Here is a 16,279-nt window from a genome sequence, read left to right as displayed (position 1 = left end):
ACTGAGTTAGTATATGGCGTTAAATAAGCAATTCTTCACAAGTATTTTTTCACTCCTTAAAGAAACATTTTCAGGTTTTTCAGACGACAAGGTGATGAAAAAAAGTGCATCTTTAGCCTACTACACTATTTTTTCTTTGGCACCGGTTATACTCATTCTCATGTGGACTGTCGGGTTTTTCTATGGCGAAGATGCCACTAACGGCCAGATTTTCTCGGAAATAAATGAGCTTGTTGGAGCCAAAGCCGCTGCCCAAATTCAAGACATTATTAAACAGATCAGCCTATCTGAAAAATCAGGAATGGCGATTATAATTGGAGTTGGAACACTGATTGTTGGCTCAACAACCGTCTTCATCGAAATCCAAGATTCGATAAATGCTATTTGGGGAGTCAAAGCCAAACCCAAGAAAGGATGGAGGAAAATGTTGCTCGACCGCGTCCTTTCATTTTCTATGATTATCGGCTTGGGGTTCCTATTAATCGTATCGTTATTAGTTAGTACGATTATTGAAATATTAAGTGATTATCTAATCAAGATATTACCAGACATCATGGGTCCCTTGTTCAACTTAGTAAATTTCGGAATAACCTTTCTCGTGATTTCGTCCTTATTTGCGATCATCTTTAAATTTCTACCCGACGCCCAGGTAAAATGGAAATATGTAAGGAGTGGCGCTATCTTTACTGCGTTACTTTTTATCGGCGGGAAATTTTTAATTAGCCTATACATGCAATATACCGCACCAGAAAGTGCCTACGGGGCGGCAGGCGCTATTATTATTATCCTATTGTGGGTTTACTACACCGCAGCTATCCTCTATTTCGGTGCTGAGTTTACCAAGGTTTACACCAAACGAAAGTGTGGCGAAATACATCCTTCCAAATTTGCAGTAAGGGTAGTTCAACAAGAAATTGAAGAGGACGAGAATAGTTCCCACCCAACTTTTCAAGATCGAGAGAAGAGGAGTAAAACCTAATCAGGTAGAGCCACTATAAAGAAAGAATGTCAGCGATTTTCAATAAATTGGGGTTCACGGTATGAATATGCTTAATGGCATTATCAAAGGGTGTGAACGCAATATCGCCACATATAATCCCCGCCATTTCACCAGATTTGCCAGCAATCAATCCTTCTACCGCGGCGACACCTAAGCGGCTCGCTAGCACTCTATCCATACAAGAAGGTTTGCCTCCACGCTGAATATGTCCCAAAATGGAAACCCTAACATCATAGTGCGGAAAACGACCTTTTACCTTTTCTGCAGTTTCAAATGCTCCTCCTTCATTCTCCCCTTCAGCAACAATAATAATCCTTGAAGACTTATTTTTACGTATGCTATCCATCCGGTTGAGCACATCGGTAAAATCTATTTTAGCCTCCGGAATCAAGATCGCCTCAGCTCCTATTCCTATGCCGCTACGCAATGCAATTAAACCAGAATCTCGACCCATTACTTCGACGATAAATACGCGGTCATGTGATTCAGCTGTATCACGTATTTTATCAACTGCATCCACAACTGTATTGATTGCCGTATCGTAACCAATAGTAAAATCAGTTCCTTGTAAATCATTATCAATTGTGCCGGGAATTCCGATAACCGGTATATCCTGCTCTTCCATAAACACTTTAGCTCCAGTAAAGGTCCCATCGCCGCCAATCGCTACCAAAGCATCTATATTGTGTTTACGAAGTTGTTCGCGAGCCTTCGCTCTTCCTTCCACGGTAAGAAACTCTTGACTTCTAGCGGTTTTAAGGATAGTCCCCCCACGCTGAATAATATTAGCAACAGACTTTGCTCCCATTTCAACAATATCGCCTTTCACTAATCCATCATAACCTCGCGTTATCCCATATACATTTAGATCATAATATAACGCTGTTCTCACTACAGCTCGAATGGCAGCATTCATTCCAGGAGAATCACCTCCCGAAGTTAAAATGCCTATACTTTTAATTTTATTCATGTACTGCTGGTGTTTTAATATAACTGCTATAATAAGGAATCTTAACTATAAACACGGATTTTTTACTTACTTTTTTTAAACATTTCGATCCCCGACTGAAGAAAATCTACGTAATTTTGTACATCCAAGTTAAAAGCCTGCGGAGGAACCAATTTATTGCCGTCATGGTCTACGATAACGTAATAGGGTTGTGAATTCGTACCGTATACCGAAGCTTGCATATCACTCCATTTTTGACCAATCCTCGAGATTTTCTTTCCACTAAAATCCGAAATGTATTTTTCATAGTCGTCGAGTTCCGTCCGATCATCAACATACAGGGAAATAAGCACATAATCCTCTTTTAATCTTTTAAGCACCTCGGGTTCTGGCCAAACAGACGCTTCCATTTTTCTACAGTTTACACAACTCCATCCGGTAAAATCAATTAGCGCAGGTTTGCCCACTTTCCTAGCGTATGCTAAACCTTCTTCATAATCGTAGAACGCTTCAAGTCCGTGCGGAGCATGGAAAATATCTGCATATTTCTTTTCTACGGCCGATTCTCCGCCCGATTCTACAGAGCTGAAACCCCCGTAGGTTAATTTATTCAGATCAAAATCCTGCGTGGGCTGTGGAGGCAACCACGCACTAATGCCTTTCAACGGTGCACCCCATAATCCCGGAACCATATAGACCGTAAAAGTTAATACCAACATCGCTACGAATAGTCGGGGAAGAGAAATTATTTTAATTTGATCTGCTTCTGATAATCTAATTTTACCCATTAGATAAAACCCAAAAATCGCAAAGATGACAATCCAGATAGCTAAAAATATCTCTCGATCTAAGATCCCCCAATGATAAGCTAAATCGACATTTGAAAGGAATTTAAAGGCTAAAGCTAATTCTAGAAACCCTAAAGAAACTTTAATTGTGTTCAGCCACCCACCAGATTTCGGCATTTCTTTTAAAAAAGCTGGGAATAACGCAAAGATGATGAATGGTATCGCCAGTGCTACCGAGAAGCCTAACATACCAACAGCAGGACCTAATAACGAGCCCTTAGAAACAGCTTCTACCAACAAGTAGCCTATTATCGGACCAGTACACGAGAATGACACCAAAGCCAATGTAAATGCCATAAAAAAGATACCAATCAATCCTCCACGGTTCGACTGGTTATCGATCTTATTGACAAAACGAGATGGTAGCGTAATTTCAAATGCACCTAGAAATGAAATGGCGAAAATGACGATAATGACGAAAAAGGCGAGATTAAACCAAGCGCTACTAGCGGCTTGGTTTAAAGCGGAGGCGCCGAATATCAATGTGATAACCATCCCCAATGCGACGTAGATCACAATAATAGATACACCGTAGACAATTGCGTTCCAAATACCCTTCGACCGACTGCCACTCTGTTTCGTAAAAAAGGAAGTAGTTAAAGGTACCATCGGATAAATACAAGGCATAAGAAATGCTGCAAATCCCCCCACTAAACCAGCAATAAAAATAGCCCATAGACTTCTTTCTTCATTACCTTGGGATTTGGTAGTTTCCGCCTCCATATCCCGTGCAACTACATCCCGTGAGTTGGCTGCTGCCAACAAGGTGTCTTCGGCAATTGAATCCCGACTGGCAGCTATAAGTTGACTTTCCAATGTATCTTGCTTCTTCTCATCAACATCCAAGGCAATCTCTTTATTTTCAACAATGGCTTCGCTGGAGGTATTATTAGCAGCGGGAGCAGACTGCGATGATGCGAACGATTCAGAAGCATCTATATCAATAGAAAAAGGAACTTCTTCTGGCGGCAAACAGTTTGTATCATTACAAGTCATGAACTCAAGTGTACCATTAATGGTCATCACTGGTTCATTAAGTTTAACTTTCTGGCGAAAATCTACTCTTGTTTTATGCCAAGCAATCTGCATATTGAAATTCGGATCAAAAGCCGAGATCGCTTTCGGACTTTCGCTCACTGTCCCCTTAAGCTCGTATCCATCATCAGGATCGAATCTAAAGCTAGTCGGGATCGGTCCTCCCTCATCAATAAATTGGGAATAAACATGCCAACCTGGTTCTATATGAGCCGTGATTACCAAAGTCGCCTCATTGCCTTCGATATCTCTAACGCTGAACTTCCAATCGACCGGATCATAAATCTGTGCAATCGAACTTAGGCTTAGTAAGCTAAAAACCAGCGATACTAAAAACTTCTTCATAAACAAAATTTAAAAAACAAATACTATTTCTTTAAAGTCAAAACTCGCATGATGCCCTTGAAAGTCCAATATCAAGTGACCCTCACCGGATACGTCAATAATTTTTCCCAGTACCCGAACACCATCAATACTATATTCACGAACTTGATTATGTCCAAAAAGATGTTGGATATAAATTGACTTAAGCTGTGAAATACCTGTTGCTTTCAGCTCAAGATAATTTGCTTCAATCCGTCCGCAAAGTTCGTACAATAAGTCGGTTATAATGTATTCTTCCTGTAATAATTGCTTTATAGAGCAAGCCCGAGTCAACTCTCCAAAATGATCTTGGTTGACATTAATACCAATTCCAACGACAGACTCTTTCCATTCCGCACCAGAAATCGTATTCTCAATCAACATACCACCAAGCTTTTGGTCACCAATATAAATATCATTCGGCCACTTTATCAATATCCGATTACCAAGCAGCATCTGTAAACACTGAATTACGGAGACGCTAATTGCAATATTTAAGTCAAATTGCCTTTCTATATTTAAAAATGTCGGCTTGAGTAGGAGACTAAAGGTAAGATTTTTGCCGGGCTCGCTTAACCATTTATTGCCACGTTGACCTCGCCCCTTCCACTGGTCAACTGCCATTATTACAGTCCCTTCCTTAAATGGCGCAGATTTTGACAGTCTATCTTTCAAGTAGTCATTTGTAGATGAAACCTCATTCAGTGTAATTAATTTTTGACCCGAAAAAAATGCTGAAAAAGTGTTACTTTGCAAGAGTACTTATTATATGTTAATAATTGTCAAAACTAATATTTTTAATGACAAAAAATAAAAACTCTAATGAATCCACTTATATTTCGGAGATAGCCGTCCATGGCCTCCAAGAGAAGAAGGGGAACGAAATTGTGCGTGTTGATCTGAGAAAACTTCAAGCATCTGTAACTGATTTTTTTGTAATCGCTCATGCGGACTCGTCTACGCAAGTACGTGCCCTAGCAGACAGCGTGGAAAAGGAAATATATAATTCATTAAAGCAAAACCCATGGAGAAAAGAGGGTTATGAGTTAGGAGAATGGGTCTTATTAGATTACGTCGATGTCGTCGTTCATATTTTCAAAACTGAAAAACGTTCATATTACGGCATCGAAGATCTATGGGGCGACGCTAAAACAGAAAACTACCAAAGCGCATAAAATAATAAATAATCATATTAAGATAAAAAAGAAAAACAACAACAAGTTGTGATATAAAGACTAAGAATGGAAGAAAAGTTTTCAAACCAGGCAAGAGGTAATAAGAAAATACCTAGTAAAAAGATAACGCCTAAACCGCCTCGGTTTAACATTATGTGGCTGTGGATGATCCTATTATTAGGGTTTTTCGTACTTCAATATGTTTTCAGTGGTGACACCGCCAAACAAATAACTTATCAACGCTTCGAAGAGCATATGTTAAAGCCAGGAGATGTAGATCATCTAATTGCTTACAAAAAAAACGAGTTAATTGCAGTAGAAGTATTTATAAAAAAGGACAAACTATCAACAGACAAGTACAAAGAGGTACAACCGCAAGAGAGTCCGCTTAATCTAAGCAACGCACAAGGCCCACAATATGTCTTTCAAGAGGGTTCTTTTGATGCTTTGGAGAGAAAGCTTAATGCAGCACAAGCTGATTTACCGGCCAATGAGCGTGTGAGTGTTAAGTTAGAAGAGCGAAATAGTCCATGGACCGGTTGGTTATTGACTTTATTGCCTTTTGTGTTGCTTATCGCATTTTGGATATACCTTATGCGCAGAATGGGCAGCGGTGGTGGCGGCCCAGGTGGACAGATCTTCAATATCGGTAAATCAAAAGCCAAACTGTTTGATAAAGAATCTCAAGTTAACATCACATTCAATGATGTAGCGGGGCTGGAAGAAGCCAAGCAGGAGGTAATGGAAATTGTCGATTTCCTTAGAAATCCAAAAAAATACACGAATTTGGGAGGTAAAATCCCTAAGGGAGCATTATTAGTAGGCTCGCCAGGAACAGGTAAAACTTTGTTAGCAAAAGCTGTTGCAGGGGAAGCACAGGTTCCGTTCTTCTCTCTTTCAGGTTCTGACTTCGTCGAAATGTTCGTCGGCGTTGGTGCGTCTCGCGTTCGGGACTTATTTAAACAAGCCAAGGAAAAAGCACCTTGCATAATTTTTATTGATGAGATTGACGCTATCGGTCGCGCACGTGGAAAAAATAGTATGATGGGGGGGAATGATGAGCGGGAAAATACATTAAATCAACTCTTGGTTGAAATGGATGGTTTCGGAACTGATTCTGGAATTATCATTATGGCAGCTACGAACCGCCCAGATGTATTGGATGCCGCACTACTTCGGCCGGGACGATTCGACAGACAGATCTCTATTGATAAACCAGATCTCGTAGGTCGCGAACAGATCTTTAAAGTACACTTAAAACCAATAAAGCTAGCTTCAGACGTCGATGCCAAAAAATTATCGGCTCAAACGCCCGGTTTCGCAGGTGCAGAAATCGCCAACGTTTGTAACGAAGCCGCACTAATTGCAGCTAGAAGGGCCAAAGAAGCTGTAGATATGCAAGATTTCCAAGATGCGATCGACCGGGTAATTGGTGGGCTTGAAAAGAAAAATAAAATTATCTCTCCTGAGGAAAAGCGCATTGTAGCTTATCATGAAGCGGGACATGCCATAGCCGGCTGGTTCTTAGAACACGTTGATCCGCTTGTTAAGGTTTCGATCGTTCCGCGCGGGGTAGCTGCTTTAGGATATGCACAATACCTGCCTAAGGAACAATTCTTATACACTACGGAACAGTTAATTGATTCAATCTGTATGACTATGGGTGGTCGTGTAGCAGAAGACTTGACTTTTGGTAAAATTTCAACGGGCGCTCAGAATGATTTGGAACGTATTACGAAGCTGGCATATGCTATGGTAACAGTCTATGGTATGAACCACCGGATAGGAAACGTTTCTTTTAACGAGGCTCAAGAAGGCAATCAATTTAGTAAACCGTATTCTGAAAAAACTGCGGAACTGATTGACGATGAAGTTCGTATGCTTATTGCTGAATGCTACGACCGGACTAAGAAGTTGTTGCAAACTAATAAAGAAGGTTTAGAAAAACTTGCCGAAAAATTACTCGATAAAGAAATCTTATTCCAATCGGATCTCGAAGAAATCTTGGGCAAACGACCGTTTGATAAACGTACCGCTTACGACGAATTTGTAAATAGCGGCAACGATGAAGCCGACCAGAAACCGGTTGCAGAGAACTTGATCCATGACGGTGTAGGTGATAATTCCGATACGTTTGATAAGCCAGAAAAGGACGATACAGCAAGCGAGACTAAACTATGAAGCAATCCACATCCAAAGAAAAAATCTTAAAAAAAGTTAGGGCTGCTTTATTGCAAAAAAGAGATAATCCGTATTTGAATATGGAAGAAACGTCCCTCTATCTTCCTTTTACAGAACCTTTGGAAATTGAATTCGCTAAACAGTTTTCTGCTGTATCGGGAAAATTTATTTTCTGTGAAGATGAACTCGACTTAGTGGAGAACTTGATCCTACTAGCAGACCAGTTTACTTTACGAAAAATGTATGCTTGGGAGCCACAGTTGAAAAAGCTGTTGGATCAATACGACTTCCCCTACTACAGCACTGATACCGATTTTGATAAAGCAGATGCTGGTATTACCTTTTGTGAAGCACTCATAGCACGAAACGGGAGCATCCTAATCAGCAACGGAACGCCGATGGGAAGGAGATTGGCCATCTTCCCGCATATCCACATCGTTATAGCCTATACATCACAGCTTTTACCAGACATCAAAGATGGCCTAGACTTTATGAAAGAGAAATACAATTACAAGTTACCCTCTATGGTCAATTTAATTACTGGACCGAGTAGAACTGCAGATATTGAGAAAACATTGGTTCTGGGTGCTCACGGACCGCGTGAACTTTTTGTATTTCTTCTCGACGACTCTATCGCTACAAAACACGAAGCTTAATAAAAATACTCATTCAACAAAAATACTAAAATATTTAGGATTTTTATTGAATGAGTATACATACTGAATTTATAAAAGGTCGCGGATCGCAGATTAACCCAAATAACAAATTCTTGGAAAAGAAATACGTACAAGAATTTGTTGAGGGGCTCGATGAAGAGTTCATTAAAAATAATCCGACGAAATTCTTCAAGGAAACCCCAAAAAAAATAATCAGTATTAATAATAGTCCGGATCTCTCTTTTAGTCAGTCCATCAATCCTTATCAGGGCTGTGAACACGGTTGTATCTACTGTTATGCACGAAACTCACACGAATATTGGGGTTTCAGCGCGGGATTAGATTTTGAGCGAAAAATCATTGTAAAACACAATGCAGCACAACTTTTGGAGGATGCATTAAATAAAAAAGGGTATATAGCAAAGACCATCGTCCTTTCAGGTAATACCGACTGCTATCAGCCGATAGAAAGAAAGCTTAAAATTACAAGATCACTTCTGGAGATTTTCAATGATTATCAACACCCAGTGTCGATTATTACAAAAAATAATCTTATCCTACGCGACAGCGATTTATTGAAGGAGTTAGCGGCAAAAAATCTGATTAGCGTTGCTATCACAATTAATTCATTAAATGAAAGCTTGCGGCAAAAAATGGAACCACGTACAGTTACAGCAAAAGGACGACTTAACGTCATTGAAAAGCTCAGCAAAGAAGGAATCCCGGTCATGTTGATGTGCGCACCAATTATTCCCGGATTAAATAGTGATGAAATGCCAAAATTGATCAAAGCTGCTGCCGATGCAGGCGCCTGTTCTGCGTCGTTTACCATGGTCAGACTAAATGGTGCTATAGCTGATATATTCACAGATTGGGTAAACAAAACTTTCCCCGATCGCGCTGAAAAAATATTACATGGCATTCAATCTTCGCATGGAGGTCATTTAAATGATAGTGATTGGAGCAGAAGGATGCGAGGCGATGGTCATCTGGCCGAAAGTATACACTCTCTGTTCAAGATTGCTAAAGACCGCTATATGAAAGGCAGGACACCTGGTCCACTTCGAACCGATTTATTCATACCCAAAAAAGGAAAGCAATTAAATTTGTTCGGCGATTAAAATACCGGATTGAAGTATTTTTATTACCTTTCAAAATCAGATAATAATCAGAACAGACAATGCAAGAATACATTCTTTATAATCCTGTCGCAAGCTTTATACTCGTATTTACATTAATCACCAGTATCTATACTTTTTCTAGCCCTCAACTATTTGGAAAATTTATGTTACACCCTTATAGTGTTAGCAGGGGAAAAAATCTTTATACGGTGATTACCAGCGGTGTAATCCATCGTGATTGGATGCATTTGTTGTTCAATATGTTGACATTTTTCTTTTTCGGATTTCCTTTGGAACGTATTTTAGCGAGCGTGAGCTCCTGGGGACATATCCAGTTTCTTGTGATTTATGTGTTAGCTTTAATTTTGAGCGACATTACTACGATTTTTAAGCATAAAAACAATTACGGTTATCATAGCCTTGGTGCTTCGGGAGCTATTTCGGCAGTACTTTTTAGTTATATATTATTTGACCCGAGTATGTCCATCTATCTCTTTTTCATCCCAATACCAATTCCGGCCGTCATTTTTGGGCCACTCTATTTGGCATATTGTGTTTGGGCGGCAAACTCAGCTAATGATAGCATTAATCACGATGCCCATTTTTACGGAGCATTAACAGGAGTCGCTATTACGATCATTCTTTATCCGCAGGTTCTAGGAAACTTTATAAATGAACTGGGTAACATGTTTTAACCCAAGTTTTACATAGACTGAAGAATTTCTAATTAGATACAGAGATGGTTGGAATATCTCCATCCTTTACTTGAATAAATTCCCTGTCCTCGTTATAAATAAAAGACATCGGATTTTCTGGATCTTTGATAATTTCAAATAAAGTATACCCCCATGGTTTCCAAAAATTTTCCAATACCTGTCCATACGTTTTCACTTGCCAGTGATCAAAAACTGGTCTCGAATTTACGCCCAAAAGAGACATCGGTTCGATATACAGTTTATTTTCTAAAAATGAAATCATATAGTCTGGAAGACGGTTAAATAGATAACTAGAGTAAAAAAACCGCCCGCATAATTCTTCGAATTGAATAGGATGCAACTTTTCGCCTTCCACATCTTTTAGAACCTGTTCATGGTAGCGAAGATTTGCTTCGTTATCCTGTAAACAAGCGATAATACCAAGATTCTTCACTTTCAAAGAGAATACCAGTGTATTAATTTCATCGCGGTAATTATATGTGTCTTCTGGGCTGTCTATCTCAAAAACCCGTATACTAAAAGGGTTCTGACTTTCAAACTCAACATCGTAAATAAGCGACTGGAGCATCGTATGAAGGTTCTTAAATTTATGCATTAAGGTTTGAGAAAAATTCAACGGTTCTCCGCTCATTACTTGTTGGCGGATACCCATCTGAATTTCATTGAAAATAATTCCATATACCCATTTAGCAATCCATTTGAAAAGAAAGACCGAATCTAACCGGACGACCTTCTCATATCCCCCTTTAAAACCCTCTTCGGCTTGTCTGTCAAGAATTTCTAGACGATTATAAACTTCGCTGCAACAAGGAAGAGTAAGCTCACCATAGCGTTTAAAATTTTCATCTAGCATTTTAAACGCCATTTCTTCCAGCCCGTATTCTTTTAGTATCCAACGTGGGAAGACCGGAAAATATAAAGGTCTTTCTAACTTCTCCCCAGTTAAAAAACAGCGCGTGCCATCAAAGGTAAAGTCTTCAAATGGATTATAAAATTCTGCTTTCATAGACTGGCAAAGATAAGATTAAAACGAAAGAATCTGTGTCAGTGGAAAGTTGAAATAAAAAACTATAAATTCGCTGAATAAACAGCATATTATGAGTCAGAAAATTAATTTCTTCAACGAAGATATTCAATTTACCTTAAAGAATAAGATCCAAATACGAAAATGGATCAGAAAATCGATAGAAAATGAAGGTTTTAAGCTCGGGGAATTAAATTTCATTTTTTGTTCAGATGGCTATTTGTTGCAAATAAATCAAGAGTATTTAAAACATGATACCTACACAGATATCATAACCTTTGATAATAGCGAGCTTAGCGAAATCATTTCAGGTGATATTTTTATTAGCATTGACCGGATTATTGAAAATGCAGAAAAGTTTCAAATTAATTTTGATAACGAACTCCATCGAGTCATGATCCATGGCGTATTGCATCTGATGGGCTATCCGGATAAAAAAAGAGAAGAAAAAGTAATTATGACATCCAAGGAAGACTATTATTTGACCCAACGTCTTTAATAACTTCATAAACTCTTGTCTTACCTTATCCGAAAATCCAAGTCTATCTCATATATATCAAATCCGCATTTTGAGCCTAAAATACGGATGGAATGCGGGTGAAATGCGGAAGGAATGCGGTAATATGTAAACCAATTTATTATCTAATCCTTAGGAATATTACTGTTGACCATTAAAAGAAAAAGGATAATACATGAACAATGTATTATCCTTTTTCTTTTAATGTTACGTTTATTATTTGACAGACATCTTCTATTAGTCACGTCCGCCAAACAGGAAACTTGCATAGTATGCTAATGTCGCTAAAGCTGATAATGCAGCAACTACGTAAGTCATAGCAGCCCATTTTAAGGCATCTTTAGCACCTCTATGCTCAATACTATCACCCATAACTGATGGATTCATATCTAACCATGCTAGAGCACGTTTAGAAGCATCAAATTCAACCGGTAGTGTGATAAATGCGAATAGAGTTGTAATGGCCAAAGCAGCCACTCCAATACCTAGTAAAAGAATATTTCCTGAAGCGAAATACATGAAAATACCAATCATTAATACTACCGAAGTTAAATTGGACGCGATGCTCACTATTGGAACGACTGCTGAACGCAACGTTAACCACGAATACGCCTTAGCATGTTGAACAGCGTGTCCGCATTCGTGTGCTGCAACGGCGGCAGCGGCGACACTTCTTCCTTCGTATACTTCCGGACTTAAATTTACAGTACGGTCGGCCGGATTGTAGTGATCCGATAATCTACCTTGAGCGGATTGTACTTGTACATCATAAATACCATTGTCATGAAGCATCTTTAATGCTATATCTTTTCCACTCATTCCGCTCATGAGCGGAGTCTCCGAATACTTTTTAAATTTATTTTTAAACTTCCATTGCACGCCAAAGCTGATGATTGCAATGACGATAAATAATATCAATCCCATTTTATTTTCCTTTTTGTTTTAGTGTTTTACAAAAACCATTATCAATTTATATACCGCAATAAAAATAGCGCAAAAAAACCTAATCGGATAAATAATAACGTAATAGTTTTCTCACATTTACTAAGTGTTTTGGAAAAAACTGACAAAATATCCGATTTTATTGGTAAACTAAATTTATTAGCTTTGTAATACTAATAAATTTATCAATGGATTATTTACTACATTTTTTATTGTTAATCGGCACGGTCGTGATTTTTCTACTTATTATTAAAAGAATATCCAACGGTTACAAGGCCAAAATAGAAGCAATGAACAATGAGAGAGAAAATCTCATTGTAGATCTTGCTCGTTCTGAACAGGAAGTCAACGGATTAGAGAAAGAAAAAGAGACAATGACCTCGCTATTGAAACAACAAATCATTGCATTACAGAACGATTTAGAAAGTGAAAGAGATAAATACCTAGAAGTACAAAAGAATTTAGATAAGACACAATCATATTATGACGCACAGGCAGAAAAAATTAGGGATCAACGTAAGGAAATAGATGATCTGAAAACTCAAATGGTAAGGGATTTCGAAATAATAGCTAATAAGATTCTTACAGAAAAGTCTGAGCGATTTACGGAAACTAACCAAAAAAATATCTTTCAAATCTTAAATCCTCTTAAAGAAAATTTAAAAAGTTTTGAGGACAAAGTAGAACGAGTCTACAATGAAGAAACCAAAGATAGAAACTCCCTGAAAGGGGCTGTAGATTTACTGATAGAACAAAGTAAGCAAATACAAGATGAAGCGAATAACCTATCTAAAGCACTAAAAGGGAGCAGTAAAAAACAAGGAAATTGGGGAGAAATTATCTTAGAACGCATACTGGAACGCTCTGGCTTGTTGAAAGATCAGGAATACCATTTACAAGCTAGTTTCACGGACAATCAAGGTAAACGACTACAGCCAGACGCCATTATCGACTTACCCGATAATAAAAACTTAATAATCGATTCAAAAGTATCTTTAGTGGCTTACGAGCGGTGGGTAGCTACAGAGATGGAGGAAGAGAAAGCATCTTTTGCGAAACAACATTTACAATCACTTAGAAATCATATAGTAGATTTGTCCTCAAAAAATTATTGCGATATCTATCAAATAAATTCGCCGGACTTTGTACTATTGTTTATTCCTATAGAGTCGTCCTTTAGTATGTCTATCAGTATGGACAACGATCTTTTCAACTTTGCTTGGGACAGACGAGTTGTCTTAGTTAGTCCATCCACTCTTTTAGCTACATTACGAACCATTGCTGGTCTTTGGAAACAAGAGAAACAAAGCAGAAACGTGATAGCAATTGCCAGGGAAGCAGGGCTGCTGTATGATAAGTTTGTCGGTTTTATCGAAGATATGGATAAAGTTGAAAAACAGATTTCAATTTTAAGTAGGACTCACGAAGAAGCTAGACGAAAGTTGGATAGCGGTCGTGGTAATCTCATTTCGAAAATTGAAAAATTAAAAAAACTTGGTGCAAAAACAACTAAACAGCTCGATCCTAGCTTATTAGATGAAGACTGATAAAATCCTGCGATAAAAATATTATTTAAAATATGTTATTCTGATTTATTAAAGGCGTTCCATCCTTGAGCTTTAAGTGGATGAACCTTATTGGATTTTGATATTAACTCGCAACCGGCTGCTTCCTCAGTGATATGACCTATCACCGTAATATCCATCAAATTTTTCACCTTTTCATAGTCATTTTGAGAAATCGTAAAAAGCAGTTCGTAATCTTCCCCGCCACTCAACGCACAGACAGTTGGATCTAATCCGAATTCAAAAGCTGTATCAAAAGTCATCTGATCGATTGGTATTTTATCTTCATATATTTTACAGCCCTTTTTAGATTGAGAACATATATGCAATATATCTGAAGCTAACCCATCTGATATATCGATCATGGAAGTAGGTAATATTTCTTTTTCGTCCAAAAGTTCAATAACATCCCTTCTCGCTTCGGGCTTTAATTGTCTTTCTACGATGTAGTCTTTACCCTCTAAATCTGGTTGAATGTTAGGATTTTCGAGAAATATCTTCTTTTCTCTCTCTAGTAATTGTAAGCCAACATAAGCAGCACCTAAATCGCCAGAAACACAGATAAGATTGCCTTCCGCCGCTCCGTTTCGATAGACTACCTTATTTTCGTCAACATAACCAATACTGGTAACACTAATAACTAAACCTTGCGCAGATGATGAAGTATCCCCCCCGATAAGATCGACTTGATAATGTTTACATGCTAATAACGCGCCCTCGTAAATCTCTTCTATTGCTTCCAATGGAAACTTACTCGACAACCCAATAGAAAACGTAATTTGCGAAGCCATTCCGTTCATAGCATAAATATCACTAAGGTTCACTTGAACAGCTTTATAGCCTAGATGTTTTAAAGGAACATAACGTAAATCAAAATGAATACCTTCTAATAAAAGATCAGTAGATATTAGCGTTTTTTTATTAGAGAAATCGAGAACGGCAGCATCATCGCCTACGCCTTTTACTGTAGTTGGTTGGCTAAGGCTAATGGCTTCAGTCAGGTGTCTAATTAACCCGAATTCCCCTAACTCTTCTAAATTTGTTCTCTCGCTATTGTCAAACATATGAGCTTATATTAATATAAAGAATGAGCTTATAATCCCAAACGTGCAGAAATTTCTAACATACGTTCGATCGGTTTACGAGCTCGTTCAATTAGTTTCGGTTCCAAGGTAACTTCAGGTAACTCATATTTCATACAATTATAGAGCTTCTCTAAGGTATTTAATTTCATATGAGGACAGTCATTACATGCACAAGCATTTGTTGGCGGTGCAGGAATGAAAGTTTTGTCTGGATTAGCTTTTTGCATCTGATAGATAATCCCACTCTCGGTCGCAACGATAAACACCTTAGAAGGATTTTCTTTAGTATATTTTAGTAGTCCTGACGTTGAACCAATAAAATCGGCATTATCCAATATATGGTTCTCGCATTCTGGGTGAGCTATTAATTTTGCTTCGGGATATTCTTCCCGAATCGCTTCTATTTTTTCTTCCGAAAATATCTCATGAACCATACATGCACCATTCCAAAGTACAATATTATCTCTGCCGGTTTTTTTTATGACATAATCACCTAAATTTTTATCGGGACCAAAGATAATTTTTTGATTGTCCGGTAGGCTTTCCACTATTTGAACCGCATTGGATGAAGTGCATACAATATCACTTAACGCCTTCAACTCTGCTGTGCAATTAACATACGTAATAACTAAATGATCGGGATATTGCTCTTTAAATTTAGCAAACAAATGCGGTGGACAACTATCGGATAAAGAGCAACCAGCTTTTAAATCTGGTAATAATACTTTTTTGCTTGGCGATAAGATTTTAGCTGTTTCAGCCATAAAATGAACCCCAGCGAAGACAATCACATCCGCCTCGGTATTCGCAGCTTGTTGTGATAAGCCCAAACTATCTCCAATGTAGTCCGCAATATCTTGTATTTCTGATTCTTGATAATAATGAGCTAAAATAACAGCGTTCTTTTCCATTTTCAGCTGTTGTATAGCTTTTACAATATCTAAACTCGGATCTATCGGTTCATCAATAAATCCTTTTTCATTTAAATCAATCTCGTATCCTGTTTCCATTTTTATATTGTCCCTTTCACAAAAATACATAAAGAAAATGAATTACCGCTTTTAGAGCCAACCCTCTTGTCCACATAGCCAACAATAAATAA

Annotated in this window: 15 protein-coding genes; 8 read left to right on the top strand and 7 right to left on the bottom strand. The window is 38.1% G+C overall.

All coding sequences use genetic code 11. The annotated features are described in order from the left end of the window. The first annotated feature begins 13 nt into the window (after window positions 1-13). Window positions 14-979 (top strand): YihY/virulence factor BrkB family protein, encoded by a 966-nt coding sequence (locus WKR92_RS06870; RefSeq protein WP_375557081.1) that lies wholly within the window; start codon window positions 14-16, stop codon window positions 977-979. Between the two features lie 13 nt (window positions 980-992). Here WKR92_RS06870 and pfkA read toward each other — a convergent pair whose 3' ends face one another. From pfkA to WKR92_RS06855, 3 genes are all read right to left on the bottom strand, one after another. Further along, complete coding sequence (pfkA, locus tag WKR92_RS06865) at window positions 993-1,970, bottom strand: 6-phosphofructokinase (protein ID WP_375557080.1); 978 nt, start codon at window positions 1,968-1,970, stop codon at window positions 993-995. 62 nt (window positions 1,971-2,032) lie between these two features. Beyond that, the gene (locus tag WKR92_RS06860; RefSeq protein ID WP_375557079.1) at window positions 2,033-4,177 is read right to left on the bottom strand and encodes a protein-disulfide reductase DsbD family protein; all 2,145 of its coding nucleotides are present in this window, start codon (window positions 4,175-4,177) and stop codon (window positions 2,033-2,035) included. Between the two features lie 9 nt (window positions 4,178-4,186). After that, window positions 4,187-4,951 (bottom strand): biotin--[acetyl-CoA-carboxylase] ligase, encoded by a 765-nt coding sequence (locus WKR92_RS06855; RefSeq protein WP_375557078.1) that lies wholly within the window; start codon window positions 4,949-4,951, stop codon window positions 4,187-4,189. A 44-nt stretch (window positions 4,952-4,995) separates the two neighbouring features. Between WKR92_RS06855 and rsfS the strand changes: the two genes are divergently transcribed. The 5 genes from rsfS to WKR92_RS06830 all read left to right on the top strand — a co-directional run bounded on the left by rsfS (window position 4,996) and on the right by WKR92_RS06830 (window position 10,023). Beyond that, window positions 4,996-5,370, top strand: coding sequence for a ribosome silencing factor (rsfS, locus tag WKR92_RS06850; protein WP_375557077.1), 375 nt, complete (start codon window positions 4,996-4,998; stop codon window positions 5,368-5,370). A 66-nt stretch (window positions 5,371-5,436) separates the two neighbouring features. Continuing rightward, a complete protein-coding gene (ftsH, locus tag WKR92_RS06845; RefSeq protein WP_375557076.1) occupies window positions 5,437-7,551 on the top strand; it encodes an ATP-dependent zinc metalloprotease FtsH in 2,115 nt (704 codons plus the stop codon). Further along, entirely contained in the window at window positions 7,548-8,207 is a 660-nt protein-coding gene (locus WKR92_RS06840) for a LutC/YkgG family protein (protein ID WP_375557075.1), read from the top strand. Before ftsH ends, WKR92_RS06840 begins: the two co-directional genes overlap by 4 nt. 50 nt (window positions 8,208-8,257) lie before the next feature. Continuing rightward, complete coding sequence (locus tag WKR92_RS06835; RefSeq protein WP_375557074.1) at window positions 8,258-9,328, top strand: PA0069 family radical SAM protein; 1,071 nt, start codon at window positions 8,258-8,260, stop codon at window positions 9,326-9,328. Between the two features lie 59 nt (window positions 9,329-9,387). Further along, complete coding sequence (locus WKR92_RS06830; RefSeq protein ID WP_375557073.1) at window positions 9,388-10,023, top strand: rhomboid family intramembrane serine protease; 636 nt, start codon at window positions 9,388-9,390, stop codon at window positions 10,021-10,023. A 28-nt stretch (window positions 10,024-10,051) separates the two neighbouring features. Here the strand turns inward: WKR92_RS06830 and WKR92_RS06825 are convergent, their stop codons facing one another. Continuing rightward, a complete protein-coding gene (locus WKR92_RS06825) occupies window positions 10,052-11,050 on the bottom strand; it encodes a hypothetical protein (RefSeq protein WP_375557072.1) in 999 nt (332 codons plus the stop codon). 91 nt (window positions 11,051-11,141) lie between these two features. On the opposite strand from WKR92_RS06825, the gene ybeY reads away from it, so the two are divergent. Beyond that, window positions 11,142-11,567 (top strand): rRNA maturation RNase YbeY, encoded by a 426-nt coding sequence (gene ybeY, locus WKR92_RS06820; RefSeq protein WP_375557071.1) that lies wholly within the window; start codon window positions 11,142-11,144, stop codon window positions 11,565-11,567. Between the two features lie 255 nt (window positions 11,568-11,822). Here ybeY and WKR92_RS06815 read toward each other — a convergent pair whose 3' ends face one another. Then, window positions 11,823-12,509, bottom strand: coding sequence for a zinc metallopeptidase (locus WKR92_RS06815; RefSeq protein ID WP_375557070.1), 687 nt, complete (start codon window positions 12,507-12,509; stop codon window positions 11,823-11,825). Window positions 12,510-12,715: 206 nt separating this feature from the next. On the opposite strand from WKR92_RS06815, the gene WKR92_RS06810 reads away from it, so the two are divergent. Next, window positions 12,716-14,074, top strand: a complete 1,359-nt coding sequence (locus WKR92_RS06810) for a DNA recombination protein RmuC (protein ID WP_375557069.1) — start codon at window positions 12,716-12,718, stop codon at window positions 14,072-14,074. A 35-nt stretch (window positions 14,075-14,109) separates the two neighbouring features. Here the strand turns inward: WKR92_RS06810 and thiL are convergent, their stop codons facing one another. Together thiL and nadA are read right to left on the bottom strand one after the other, a co-directional pair. After that, window positions 14,110-15,156, bottom strand: a complete 1,047-nt coding sequence (gene thiL / locus WKR92_RS06805) for a thiamine-phosphate kinase (protein WP_375557068.1) — start codon at window positions 15,154-15,156, stop codon at window positions 14,110-14,112. 29 nt (window positions 15,157-15,185) lie between these two features. Continuing rightward, window positions 15,186-16,187, bottom strand: a complete 1,002-nt coding sequence (gene nadA, locus WKR92_RS06800) for a quinolinate synthase NadA (protein WP_375557067.1) — start codon at window positions 16,185-16,187, stop codon at window positions 15,186-15,188. Window positions 16,188-16,279: the final 92 nt, after the last annotated feature.

Source organism: Albibacterium profundi (genome assembly GCF_042159835.1).
GTDB classification, from domain to species: Bacteria; Bacteroidota; Bacteroidia; order Sphingobacteriales; family Sphingobacteriaceae; genus Albibacterium; species Albibacterium profundi.
The sequence above is the reverse complement of the archived record's forward strand: the minus strand, read 5'-3'. Positions and strand labels throughout refer to the sequence as shown.